This is a genomic window from Leptolyngbya sp. FACHB-8 (assembly GCF_014695575.1).
Taxonomy (GTDB): Bacteria; Cyanobacteriota; Cyanobacteriia; order Elainellales; family Elainellaceae; genus Vacuolonema.
On sequence record NZ_JACJOO010000064.1, the window covers coordinates 154,268 to 166,957 of the forward strand.

Below are 12,690 nucleotides of genomic sequence, written 5' to 3' on the forward strand. Positions count from 1 at the left end.
GATATGGTGGGGCTGGAGGGTCTAACGCCATATCTGCCCATAATTCCATCAATGATGCGTCCTCCGGCGATGCTAATCTAGATACCAGTCTGGTGATTCCACGGGCCACTGTGATAACCAGATACGCTTTTTGATCTTGAACAGCAATAGTCGGTTTATAGGGCGTCAATTAACGATGTATAGTCCAAGCGCAATGGGCAGTTCTTCTAGCTCACAGGCAGATTCTCGGCTCTTCGTCTATGAGGTCGAAGGGCTTCGGCAAACGGATGACAGTGAACCTTCTTCATCTTCCATTCGGCGGAGTGGCAGCATCTTTATTACAGTGCCCTACGCTCGGATGAATCAGGAAATGAAGCGGATTTCCCGCATGGGAGGCCGCATTGTCAGCATTCGTCCCGTATCTCCTGCTGGTGAATCGAACGGGCAGGTTGCGCCTGGGTCAGCTCCCTCCGAAGCAAGCCAGTCGCAGGGCAAACCATCCATGACGCAAGCAAGCGAAAAAACCAAGAAAGATGTTCCCGTGAACACTTACCGACCGAATGCTCCTTTTATCGGTAAGTGCATGAGTAACGAGAAGCTAGTTGGTGAAGGTGGTATCGGGATCGTTCAACACATCACCTTTGACCTCTCTGGTGGTGATCTGCGTTATCTGGAAGGCCAGAGCATTGGCATTATTCCAGACGGAATTGACGCGAAAGGCAAGCCCCACAAGCTACGCCTGTATTCCATTGCGTCGACTCGCCATGGCGACAATATGGACGACCAAACTGTTTCCCTTTGCGTTCGTCAGTTGGAGTACAAGCATCCAGAGAGCGGCGAAACCGTTTATGGTGTTTGCTCGACCTTCCTCTGCAACCTTGAGCCCGGTGCCGATGTGAAAATCACTGGCCCCGTTGGGAAGGAAATGCTGTTGCCCGATGATCCCGAAGCCAACATTATCATGATGGCGACCGGTACTGGGATTGCACCTTTCCGTGCTTACCTATGGCGCATGTTCAAGGATGCCGAGCGGGCTAAAAACCCTGAGTATCAGTTCAAAGGCTTTGCCTGGTTAATCTTTGGTGTACCGAAGACTCCAAACATCCTTTATAAGGAGGAGTTGGAGGAGATGACCCAGAAGTATCCCGACAATTTCCGTTTGACCTATGCCATCAGCCGTGAGCAGCAAAACGCTGAGGGCGGCCGGATGTATATCCAGAACCGGGTGGCTGAGCATGCGGATGAGATCTGGAACATGGTGAAGCAAGAGAAGACCCATGTGTACATCTGCGGTCTGAAAGGTATGGAAGATGGCATTGATGCAGCGATGGCTGCCGCTGCCGAGAAGGAAGGCATTGTGTGGAAGGACTACCAGCGCTCGATTAAGGAGCGTTGGCACGTAGAGACCTACTAAGCCACCTTTGCTTAAAAACAGAAAGGCTCGGCGATCGCCGAGCCTTTCTGTTTTTCTATCACTGGCTTTTTTAGTATCAGGGCTTACGCAAGTCCGCTATATCTAGAGCATTTACGCTGTGAGTGGGGTGCAGAGCACCCCACTCACAGCGTAAATGCGTAAGTCCTGAGTGTGTTACACGTACCCAACGAGGCATACGTTCTGTTGGGGTTGAAGGCCTGGCTTGGGGACGGGCTGCCCTTCCAAAAAACTCCCTCGGCAAGGAGGTTTTGCAGGGGAGGTGTTAGGTCGCTTCGCATCTGTGAGGTTTGGCTCAGGTTTGGGTTACGTCGTGTTGTGCCTGAGATTGTGGTGTCTACAGGCGTTCTAGTCTTTCGTTTAGGATGCGGCAGCGATCGCAATTCCCAACGGATAAATTCGATGTTCCTGAGCTTGAATACGCTGGTGCAGAGTTTCTACAGTATCTCCGGGAAGGATGGGAACGGCCGCCTGCACCAGAATTGGGCCGCTATCAACCTCTAGGGAAACGAGATGAACGGTACAGCCAGTGATTCTGGCACCGCTCGCTAGGGCTTGCTCGATCGCATGGGCTCCTTTGAAGGAGGGGAGCAGGCTGGGGTGAATGTTAAGCAGGCGTCCGGGAAAGGCGTCGATCAAAACCTGGGTGACAATGCGCATCCAGCCCGCCATAATCACCCAGTCAACCCCCTGGTCGTAGAAGGTTTGGGCGATCGCCCCATCCAGTGTTTCTCGACTGGGAAACTCGCGGTGGTTGAGGAGCACTTTGGAGATGCCCAGGCGATCGGCCCGTTCGGCGGCTTTGGCCTGAGGGTTGTTGTAGATAAGGCCACAAATTTCGGCGTTGAGTTCTTTTTTGGCAATGGCTTGGGCGATCGCCTCAAAGTTGCTGCCACTGCCCGATGCCAGTACCCCAAGCCGGAGGGGCGGCCCATCCCAGTGGCGCTGCCACAACTCTGAGGAGATGGGAGGGGAAAGCAAACTGCTCTCCAAGGAGGCGGACGCAGGACTGGCACTCATGGAACACTTACAAAATTCAACAAACCTCATTACTATCGCACTTCCTCATCCCATGCTGCGATAAAAACCAATGAATGTCAGCAATTCTCAGTATGGGCTTTGAAGCTGAGAGTTCGTGCCCTTCGGGCATGAACTCTCAGCTTCAAAGCCCGAAAATAGCCCGCCTTCGGCGGGCTATTTTCGGGTTGAATTCCAAAATGAGAATTGCTGAATGAATGTGTTCTGCCAGTTCTTTTCCTACAGGTGCAGGCAGCCATCATTACGTAACGAACTTAGGGTAAGTTGAAGCGCCGATTTTGGCGTGCGCTAAAATCAGCGTTTTCGTTGCCGCACGTTGCGCGGCAACGAAAACGCCCTTAACTCGAAGTCAGGGTGACAAGCTCAACAGTTAGAAATGAGGCCAGCTAACATTATCAAATCTCTACATGACTTGGGTTGAAAACGATCCCCTCTGGATGGTCTACTAAACTTGGCATGATGGTTAGGGGTTCTAAGATGCGCTCTCAAGAGATATTAGGACGGGCACGGGAAGGCGATCCAAGGGTAATTGCGGCCATTCTCAACCACACCTTAAAGCCATTGGAGGTGCATGTGCAGGCAGCACGGCGCGATCGCACTCTCCACCTAGTTTTGGAAGCTGAGCCAGCACCGGATGCTAGCCGGATGAGTGCCCTGGTCGAAAAGCTGATGCGAGAACTCAAGGCTGAAAGTCTAGAGCAAATTGTTCTGTATGGGCAGCGGGTGGGAGAGGAGTCAGTAGCATGGAAGCAAGAACTTGTGCTGAAGATAGAACCCGCCGTGAGTAGCATGACCACCACCCCGTCGGAAACCGCCCCAAGTGCTCTCGAAGCCGATTCCACTGCCCCAGAAGCTACCCCTGGAACATCCGAAAGGTCAACAAAACTCGTAGAAACCTTTGCGGTTGTTATGACTTCCACAACAACCTTGTCAGCTTCTGAAGTCGAACCAGAAGTTTCACCCGAACCCGCAGAAGCCCCTGAAGTCGAACCAGAAGCTTCACCTGAACCGGCAGAACTTGTAGAACCCTTTGCGGCTGTTGCAACCACGACAACCTTATCAGCTCCCGAAGTCGAACCAGAAGCTTTACCTGAGCTGGCAGAAGATCCTGAAGTCACACTAGAAGCATCACCTGAACCGACAGAACTTGTAGAACCCTTTGCGGCTGTTGCAACTTCTACAACAACCTCGTCAGCTCCTGAAGTCGAGCCAGAAGCTTCACCCGAACCTGCAGAAGCCCCTGAAATCGAGCTACAAGCTTCTGTTGAACCTGCACAACTTGTAGAACCTTTTGCAGCTGTTGCAACTTCTACGGCAACCTCGTCAGCCCCTGAAGTAGAAGCTTCACCTGAGCTTACAGAAGACCCTGAAGTAGAGGCAGAAGCCTCAGCTGAACCTGTACAACTTGTAGAACCTTTTGCAGCTGTTGCAACTTCTACGACAACGCTACCGTCCCCCGAAGCAGGAGTACTGGCCCGCCCCGAGGAAACTGCCCTGACAGTTGCAGAAGCTGAGACAGAAGAATTTCTTGAAGACGTTGATGACTCTATCAAGGCTCTGCTCAAAACCTTACAACGCCCAGAAGCCGTGATCCTTTTGTTCGCGCTATTGCTCGTTACCTTCTGGGAGTTTTATCTCGATCTGGCAGAAGGGGATCGTAACGAAGCTCTCACCCGCATTAGCCTGGCCCAGCGCCTACGGGTGAGCCCCAGCACTGTGAGCCGACGCAAACTACAGGAAGATTTTAGTGCTTGGAGCCAAAGCCTTGACCCAGACGGAATTAGTTGGATCTATCAGAAGGGTCGTTACTGGCCCCTGGAGAGCACTATCGTTTCTAATTAATCTGAGTTCGGCAGGGCTTACGCATTTGTGTTGTGGGTGGGGTGCTTCGCACCCCACCCACAACACAAATGCGCTACGGATAGCGGGCTTGCGTCAGTTCTGTTCGGGTTAAGTTTTTGCAGGGCAGGCAAAAAGAAGCGCTCGGGCTTATCCCGAATTGAGGTTACCTATGTTGAGGCATAGCTTGTTCTAAAAAAGCTTCGACCTGATTAGAGAAAGCTTGGCCCGCGACCTCTGCTAAGCCATTATGGCCTGCGTTCGGCACCAGCCAAAGCCGCTTGGGTTGAGGACTCGCTTCATAAAGTCTGTCGCTCATATCCGATGGAACCTGATGATCGGCCAGGCCATGAATGTAGAAAACTGGCATTTGCAAACGTTTGACCTTGCTTAGGGAATCAAAGCGTTGGGTTAGAAGCCAATTAATAGGTAGAAATCCAAACGATAGAGTGCGCTCTGCCATCTCCTGCATGGAGGTAAAGCTGCCCTGAACAATAAGCCCAGCCGCATCTGGGTGCTGGACGGCGAGATTGATGGCGATCGCCCCTCCCAAGGAGTGCCCAAACACCATCACCTGTTCTGGCTGATAGCCTAACGGCCCTGTTAAGTAGTCCCAGGCCGCTTGGGCATCTTCGTAAACCGTTTTTTCTGAGGGAAAGGCTCCTCCACTTTGCCCATAGCCCCGATAATCAATCATCAAAACTGATAATCCCAGGCGCTGAAATCGGGCCGCATGGTTTACGTTGGCACCAATATTGTCGCCATTGCCATGGAGATAGAGCAGAGCGCCTCGTTCTTGAGTTCCAGCGGGTACCCACCAACCGTGGATGCGTTCAGTGCCCTTCGCCGCTGGCACTCCAATCCATACATCCTTAAAGGCGAGGCCAACAGTGGCAGGCGTGCTTTCAATAATCGATGAGGGGAAAAAGATAAGACGGGTTTGCCGGAGGTAAAGGAGCAGGCTCAAAATGCCGTAGAGGGAGAGGGCGATCGCTAAACCTACCCCAAACCATTTCATCAATTTTGCTCTCCTGGCGTGTTTGGCCATTCATTCCTACCCATCCTGGGGGCCCAAATAGATAGTGCGCGGTACTTCTACCGCGCACTATCTATTTTGTGTTGTTTCAATCAGCTTTGACATGATTCGTGCGGGTCACGCACGAAATCCACGAAACTACCCTTCAAGTTTTGGCATGGGCTCATGCCAACGGGTGGATTGTTCATAAGCATGAGCCACGCTGAGCAGCAGGTCTTCCTGCAAGACGTTACCGATGAGCTGCAAACCAATGGGGAGACCTTGCTCATCAAAACCGCAAGGTAGGCTCAGGGCAGGCAATCCTGCCAGGTTTACAGGAATGGTCATCAGGTCAGACAAATACATGCTAATGGGATCGTCCGTCTTCTCGCCCGCCTTAAAGGCCGTGGTAGGAGAAGTGGGGCACACCAGCACATCCACCTGCTGAAACGCTTTCTCGAAGTCCTGCTTGATGAGCGTACGGACCTTCTGAGCCTTGAGATAGTAGGCGTCATAGTAACCCGCTGACAGAGCGTAAGTTCCAATCATAATCCGACGCTTCACCTCCGCTCCGAACCCTTCGGCGCGGGTCTTGGCATACATATCCAATAGATTGGAAGGATCATCGGCTCGGAAGCCATACTTCACCCCGTCATAGCGGGCCAAGTTCGCGGATGCCTCAGAGGGCGCAATGATGTAATAGGTGGGCAGCCCATACCGGAACTGTGGGCAGGAAATAACCTGAATTTCAGCGCCCAATCCCTGCAATTGCTCTACAGCTTTCGTGACGGCCTGTTCAACCACAGCGTCCAAGCCTTCACCAAAGGTTTCCTTGATGATGCCAATTCGCAATTTGCCGCGTGGCTTGAAGTCAGGACGCAGGGCAGAAGCATAATCTGGAATGTCAACTTTGAGGCTGGTAGCGTCCTGGGAGTCATAACCCGCGATCGCCCCCAACAAAATTGCAACATCCTCGACCGTACGGCCAAAGGGCCCAATTTGATCCAGTGACGAAGCGTAGGCGACTAAACCATAGCGAGACACTAGACCATAGGTGGGTTTCAAACCGACCACACCACAGAAGGAAGCTGGCTGGCGAATTGAACCACCCGTATCAGATCCCAGGGATACCACGCACTGCCCAGCCGCTACTGCTGCCGCCGAGCCACCAGACGAACCACCCGGTACCCGCTCCAGATCCCAGGGATTGGCTGTGAGCTGAAACGCTGAGTTCTCAGTGGAGCTACCCATAGCGAACTCATCCATATTGGTTTTACCCAACATGACAGCACCGGCATCCTTGAGCCGCTGGGTCACCGTGGACTCATAGGGAGGCACAAAATTTTCTAGAATCCGCGAACCACAAGTCGTCCGGATTCCCTTCGTACACATGTTGTCTTTAATGCCGATGGGAATGCCAGCCAGCGGGCCAATCGCCTCTCCAGCCGCAATCTTGGCATCCACCTGTCGGGCTTGCTCCAAAGCATAGTCAGCGGTAACCGTCAAAAAGCTATGCACTTTTGGTTCTAGCGCTTGCAATCGTTCCAGCGCCGCTTCGGCAATTTCAACCGCCGTTCGTTCCTTACGAATAAGTTGCTGGTGCAACTCGCGGATGGATGGCATCGGGGAGTTCTCCATCGGGTACATCTAACAGTAAGCAGGGGGGAAATTTTCCCATCCCTCACTGTAGACGATTTTTTGGTCAATTAAGGCAGAGTTGCGCTGAGGGCAGCAGTTCTCATGATGAGCTTCAAAGCCAAGATTGCGCGCCCGACGGGCGTGCAATCCTGGCTTTGAAGCCCGAAAACCGCGTGCCGAAGGCACGCGGTTTTCGGGCCTGATTCCATACTGAGAATTCTGCGGTGAGGAGTCGGAGACGAAATAACCTCAACTCAAATTAAATAACCTGAGTTCGGGTTAAGGGCATTTTCGAGTGCCGCGTGTTGCGCGGCACTCGAAAATGCTTATTTTGGCGTGCGCTTTGCGCACGCCAAAATAAGCACTGCAGCTTATCTCGAACTAAGGTTAAATAAGTTTCAAAATAAACCGGCTAGAAGCTTGTAGGCTATGAAGGTTTAAACCCTCCAGTCCTCCCCTGCCCCAGATTGTTTAGCAAATTTAATTCTGCGGAGGGATGTGACATTTTAAGGAATTTTGATTACCGTAAACGGTCTTGTAATGCTTTTTCAGGAAAAGTGATTAAATCTAAAGATAAGTTGGCCCTGTTGAGTCAGCCCTGGTGTGGGGTATCGAGGTAGTGGAATGCGTCATTTGTGGTGGTATCTAACAGTTACACCCCTGGCAACTTTTGGGATTTGGGCAACCAGTTTGATTGTTCCTTCGTTCCCAGTTCTGGCTCCCGTGCTAGAAACTCCGCACTCGAAAACAGTGCCGTTTCCAGAAGCCAAGTCCCTTCAAGAGCTTTATCAGATCCGCGATCGCCTTCAGGCTGACCTCGCCAAGCGTCAGCCCGTCCTGATTTCCTCCCAGACGGGTACCGCCACAGCTCCAACAGAGTTGTTAGACAGCTTACAGGCTGTCGAAATTCACATTCAAGTAGAAGAGTCGGCTAAGCAAAGCTGGAATGATGCCATTCGGTTTGCGAACCAGGCAACCGCCCTGAAATCTCAAGCTGATGATTCAGAGGAGTCTGCCAAGCAGGCTTACACCCTCTGGAAGCAAGCTATGGACTCACTGAAAGAGGTATCTAAAGATTCCTTCATGGCAGCCCAAGCCGAGGCAAAGCGGAAGGAATATGAAAATAACTATGCTGTCGCGGCCTATCGCTACGACACGGTTCGTTCCGGTTTCCTGAAAGCCATTGCCGAGAAAACGGGCATGGCCTCTCGGGTTCGTGTCACGGTCTGCAACATGCAGCGAGAATGCCGTCGCTTGCGGGGCAATGAACCTCCAGCCAGCCCAGCCAGCTTGATCAAGGTGCCTGTGGCCGTTGCCCTGATGGCAAAACTGGATGAAGAGAAGATTAACCCAGAGACCAAGATCATGGTCAGTCGGGGGAACTGGACGGAGGATGCTGGAAAGATTTGGGTCGGCTCAGAATATTCCCTGAAAAAAATCATGCTTGACATGATTAGCTACAGTGGCAATATTGCAACCAATCAGCTCATAGACTATGTCGGGCGGGACTACATCAATCAGGTGCTGCGCGATCGCGGCTACACCACCACGACCGTACGCACCAAGCTGGTAGGCCAAAGCACCTACCCCGCCAACTTGGGCACCCCTCCCAACGTCATGACCACCGACGAACTTACCGACATGATGGTGGGCATCTACAACCAGGAGCACCCTGGTGATGACTTGATTCTCGAAGGACTGGTGAACCAGTACGATTGGGAGCTCGGCTATGAAGCGGTGAAGCGTCCTGCCGTTTGGATTGGGGAGAAAACGGGGCAAAACTCTAAAGTGCTGGGTAGCACAACTGGCGTGAATATTCAGGGCGAGCGATACGTCATTACGGTTACTATCGACTACACCGCTAGCGAACCTGCCGTGAAGACCGTCATTCAAGGCGTTGTTGAATATCTCGTCAAGAACAACGGGTTTGGAGGCAACACCGCAGCACCTCCGGCTGAAGGCTAAGTTCTGTTTCATAGCGCTACGCACTATATCAGGTGTGCAGGCTTCCAACAGCGAAGTGTTCGATCGCGCCCTCCACTCCAAAGACAATCGCCCTGCGCACCAAACGCCAGCGCATCAACAGAACCCGTATGTCCACTCAGCACACTCTGGAGTTTCCCATCGTGAGGATTCCAGAGTTTGATCAGCATGTCGTGACTTCCCGTTGCCAGGAGATTGTGGTTGAGTTCCAGAGCAAGGGCGCTAATGGGGAGTAGATGCCCGGTTAGATTACGACGTAACCCTCCAGTGTTAAGGTCGCGCAATTTCAAAGTCATATCCCAACTGCTGCTGAGGGTTGTTTGAGTAGCAGCAATGAGCGCAACAGCGCTGACACGGGCCGTATGCCCCGAAAGCGTTCGCAGCAGTTCACGAGTACCCAGGTACCATAGTTTGACGAAACCCCCGGCATCACCACTCACTAAGATTTGAGAGGCGGGATCGTAGGCCAGAGACTCGATGGGATGGGTATGCCCCTGGAGCACACCGAGGGGTTGACCGGAGGGCAGTTCCCAAAGACGAATGGTTTCGTCATGACTGGCACTGATTAACAGGGAAGTATCAAGAGCGATCGCCGTCACTTTCCCCCGATGCCCCCGCAACACGTGCTGCACGTTGCCCGTGTTCACATCCCAGACCCGTAACGATTGATCCTGGCTACCGCTGACCATAGTGGCTTCATCCTGGGCGATCGCGATACAGGACACACAATGCTCGTGGCCTTCAAAGATCCGCACCATTACCCCCGTCGAGGCATCCCATCGCCGAGGGGTGCCGTCGTTGTGGGCGGTTATGATGCCATCGGGAACCAGCGCTAGCGCATTCACCTCCTGCGCCACCTCAATCGTCTGGACACACTCCCACTTCTCTGTTCCGGCATCCTGCCAAATCGCAGACCAGACAGGCTTCTTCCAACTAGCTGCCAGTTGAATCTGGGTCGGGGAAGCACCTAAGTCACGCAGAATTTCGGCAGCGGTGGCGTAGCGATCGCTCAAACTATTAGCCATCATCCGATCCAGCAGGCAAGCCAGGCTGTCGCTGATGCCCACAGCGACGGATCGCCATCGCCATTCCCCTTGGGCAGAGTCAAATAAATCGAAGGGCGATAGCCCAGTCATCAGATGCAGGCAACTAGCCCCCAGGCTGTAGAGATCGCTGGCGGTGGTAGCCTTTCCCATCAGTTGCTCAGGGGCAGCATATTCAGCGCTACCCAGAAACGTACCCGTATTACCCAGAGTGGATTGGGTGGAGAACTTCACGGCACCGAAGTCCACCAGCATTAAAGTGCCAGAGCGATCGCTCCGGCGAACCAGGTTATCGGGCTTCACATCGCGATGAATCACGAAGTGGTCGTGCAGATACTGCAACACGGGCAGCACCGTACGCAGCATCTCTCGAATTTGTGCCTCATCAAAAGTCCCCTCCTCCTGGAGCTGCCGCAGCAAACTACGCCCATCGACAAACTCCTGCACCAGGTATTGCCAGCGATCGCGCTCAAAGTAGGCCAGGACATTTGGAATTTGGGGATGCTCCGATAGCTCTGCCAGGCGTGCTGTCTGCTGTCGCAGGGCATCCGCGTCAGTGCCCATGGGAAATTCTTTTAGAACGCAGCGCGGGTCGAGGATTTGATGCGTATCCATGCCTAGAAATGTGCGGCTAGACCTTCCCTGGCCCAGCGGTTGGTAGGCACTGTAGCGATCGCCCAGCCGCAACCGTTGCCCACAGTTCTGGCAGAAGTTCGTCTTTTCTGGGTTGATGGGTTTATCGCAGCGTGGGTTGAGACAGTAAGGCATAGACTAAACCATCTGCCAAACACGTACAGTTTCATCGGGACTACCGCTCACCAACACCTGACCGTCTGGACTAAAGGCGAGGGCGCTGACGCTCCAGGCATAGGGAAGCGCAAGGGGGCGATCGCCGGTCGGCACCAGCACACCTGATTCAGTCCGCTTCAAATCCCAAAGCTTAATTCGGTTGTCTTCGCTGCCGCTAGCCAGCAAGCGGTTGTTGGGGGAAAGGGCAAGGCAGGTGACCGCATCCTGATGAGCCAGTTGCGTGTGTACAGCTTTGCCCTCGCTTAAGTTCCAAAAGCGCAGCGTGCGATCCCAACCTGTACTGATGAGGGTTAACCAATTGGAGCTGATGGCGGTAGCACTGATGCGATCGCTATGGCCCCAGAGGGTACGAATGATGCGATCGCTCCGCAGATCCCACAGCCGCAGGGTGCGATCATAGCTACCACTGATGAGGGTTTGTCCATCGGGGCTGAGCAGGAGACTGCTGATGCGATCGCGATGCTTGTGCAAATGGGCTAAAGGTTCCCCGCTCTCTTGCTCCCACAGGTTGATCAGGCCGTCGCCCCCACCACTGGCGACCAACGCTCCATTCTGGCTCAGCGCCAAGGCCGAAATCAGCCAGCCATGCTCCGGGCTCCGGCGGATTAACTTGCGCGTCTCCAAATCCCACCAACGCAGCGTGCAATCCTCGCTGCCACTGATGAGAGTACAGCCATCGGCACTAAAGGCCAGCGTGGTGATAGCCTCGGTATGACCCGCCTGAAACCGGAGCGATCGCCCACTCCAGGTGTGCATTAACGTGCCAGACTCCAGATGCCACAGCTTAATGCTACGGTCGGTGCTGCCACTGGCTAGCAGAAGACCGTCGGGACTGATGGCGATCGCCGTCACAGGCCCTGTATGCCCCTCCAGATTAAATACACACTCCCAATTGCGGCGAACAGGCTGAGACTCAACAGATTCCGCTGGAGCCAGAGTCAGATCAGGACGGCTACCCACGGCAAGAGGCACACGGCGGCCAACTCGTATGACAGGGCTGCTGGTCTGATTGAGCGCTTGCAAAACGGCTGTGGCCGAGCGAAATCGTTGGGAAGTGGGACGACGCAGAAGTTTGTTCAGCACCTGGGCAAGGCGATCGCTCACGGGCTCCGTCAGGAAATCCTGCCAAACCCAGGCATCATCACTTGCTGAATATAGATCAAAGGGATGCAGCCCCGTCATCAGGTGAATGCAGGTCACCCCTAGACTGTAGAGATCGCTAACAAATTCAGCACGGCCCATTACCTGCTCAGGAGCCGCATATCCAGCACTCCCGATGAGGGTGCCCGTACGGGCCAGCACCGTAGGGTTGGCATACTTAGAAGCGCCAAAATCCACCAGCACTAAGTCCTCTAGAGGAGCATTTGCAGACTCCTGTCGTCGGATGATGTTGGTGGGTTTGATATCACGATGAATAATTTGGTGGTCGTGCAGCGCCTGCAACACCGGCAACAAGCTGTTCAACAGATGGCGAATTTTTAGCTCACTGAAAGGTCCCGCTTCGGTCAGTTCCTGTTCTAAGGTGCGCCCCTTAATGAACTCCTGAATCAGATACTGACAACCCTCCTCCTCCAGGTAGGCGTAGAGCGTGGGGATCTGAGGATACTTGCCAATTTCCCGGAGTTGCTCTCCCTCTTGCCGGAATAGCTCAGCGGCTTTTTGGCGAGCTTCTTCGCCAGGCTGTTGCGGCAGAAATTGTTTGATGACACACAGGGGATGGCCTGGCTGCCCTTCGTCACGAGCCATAAAGGTGCGCCCAAATCCCCCCTGCCCCAGCAGCTCTAATGGATGGTAGCGATCGCCCAACCGCAGCGATCGCCCGCAAGCCATACAAAAACGGGCATCTCCTGGATTAATTGGCTGAGGACAATCAGGGTTTAGGCAATGGCTCATGGAGGGGAAACGGATAGATG

General features: G+C 53.6%; 8 protein-coding genes. 3 read left to right on the plus strand and 5 right to left on the minus strand.

Annotated features, from left to right (window positions below):
* Positions 1-175: 175 nt before the first annotated feature.
* Complete coding sequence (gene petH / locus H6F91_RS16660; RefSeq protein WP_190789405.1) at positions 176-1,393, plus strand: ferredoxin--NADP reductase; 1,218 nt, start codon at positions 176-178, stop codon at positions 1,391-1,393.
* A gap of 378 nt (positions 1,394-1,771) precedes the next feature.
* On the opposite strand, the gene purN is transcribed toward petH, so the two are convergent.
* Complete coding sequence (purN, locus tag H6F91_RS16665; protein WP_190771934.1) at positions 1,772-2,431, minus strand: phosphoribosylglycinamide formyltransferase; 660 nt, start codon at positions 2,429-2,431, stop codon at positions 1,772-1,774.
* A gap of 495 nt (positions 2,432-2,926) precedes the next feature.
* Between purN and H6F91_RS16670 the strand changes: the two genes are divergently transcribed.
* Positions 2,927-4,291, plus strand: coding sequence for a hypothetical protein (locus H6F91_RS16670; protein ID WP_190771935.1), 1,365 nt, complete (start codon positions 2,927-2,929; stop codon positions 4,289-4,291).
* 163 nt (positions 4,292-4,454) lie between these two features.
* On the opposite strand, the gene H6F91_RS16675 is transcribed toward H6F91_RS16670, so the two are convergent.
* Positions 4,455-5,306: an alpha/beta fold hydrolase gene (locus H6F91_RS16675; RefSeq protein WP_242035830.1), complete on the minus strand. Its 852-nt coding sequence runs from the start codon at positions 5,304-5,306 to the stop codon at positions 4,455-4,457.
* A gap of 156 nt (positions 5,307-5,462) precedes the next feature.
* Positions 5,463-6,926, minus strand: a complete 1,464-nt coding sequence (gene gatA / locus H6F91_RS16680) for an Asp-tRNA(Asn)/Glu-tRNA(Gln) amidotransferase subunit GatA (RefSeq protein WP_190771937.1) — start codon at positions 6,924-6,926, stop codon at positions 5,463-5,465.
* Between the two features lie 639 nt (positions 6,927-7,565).
* Between gatA and H6F91_RS16685 the strand changes: the two genes are divergently transcribed.
* Positions 7,566-8,906, plus strand: coding sequence for a serine hydrolase (locus H6F91_RS16685; RefSeq protein ID WP_190771938.1), 1,341 nt, complete (start codon positions 7,566-7,568; stop codon positions 8,904-8,906).
* A gap of 23 nt (positions 8,907-8,929) precedes the next feature.
* Here H6F91_RS16685 and H6F91_RS16690 read toward each other — a convergent pair whose 3' ends face one another.
* Positions 8,930-10,735 (minus strand): serine/threonine-protein kinase, encoded by a 1,806-nt coding sequence (locus H6F91_RS16690; RefSeq protein ID WP_190771939.1) that lies wholly within the window; start codon positions 10,733-10,735, stop codon positions 8,930-8,932.
* A gap of 3 nt (positions 10,736-10,738) precedes the next feature.
* On the minus strand, positions 10,739-12,670 hold the full coding sequence (locus H6F91_RS16695; protein ID WP_190789406.1) for a serine/threonine-protein kinase: 1,932 nt from the start codon (positions 12,668-12,670) through the stop codon (positions 10,739-10,741).
* Positions 12,671-12,690 lie beyond the last annotated feature (20 nt).

Bases quoted from the DNA above. Each gene is read 5' to 3' on its own strand.
- petH (WP_190789405.1), top strand. From the start codon at position 176: ATGTATAGTCCAAGCGCAATGGGCAGTTCTTCTAGCTCACAGGCAGAT.
- purN (WP_190771934.1), bottom strand. From the start codon at position 2,431: ATGAGTGCCAGTCCTGCGTCCGCCTCCTTGGAGAGCAGTTTGCTTTCC.
- H6F91_RS16670 (WP_190771935.1), top strand. From the start codon at position 2,927: ATGCGCTCTCAAGAGATATTAGGACGGGCACGGGAAGGCGATCCAAGG.
- H6F91_RS16675 (WP_242035830.1), bottom strand. From the start codon at position 5,306: ATGAAATGGTTTGGGGTAGGTTTAGCGATCGCCCTCTCCCTCTACGGC.
- gatA (WP_190771937.1), bottom strand. From the start codon at position 6,926: ATGCCATCCATCCGCGAGTTGCACCAGCAACTTATTCGTAAGGAACGA.
- H6F91_RS16685 (WP_190771938.1), top strand. From the start codon at position 7,566: ATGCGTCATTTGTGGTGGTATCTAACAGTTACACCCCTGGCAACTTTT.
- H6F91_RS16690 (WP_190771939.1), bottom strand. From the start codon at position 10,735: ATGCCTTACTGTCTCAACCCACGCTGCGATAAACCCATCAACCCAGAA.
- H6F91_RS16695 (WP_190789406.1), bottom strand. From the start codon at position 12,670: ATGAGCCATTGCCTAAACCCTGATTGTCCTCAGCCAATTAATCCAGGA.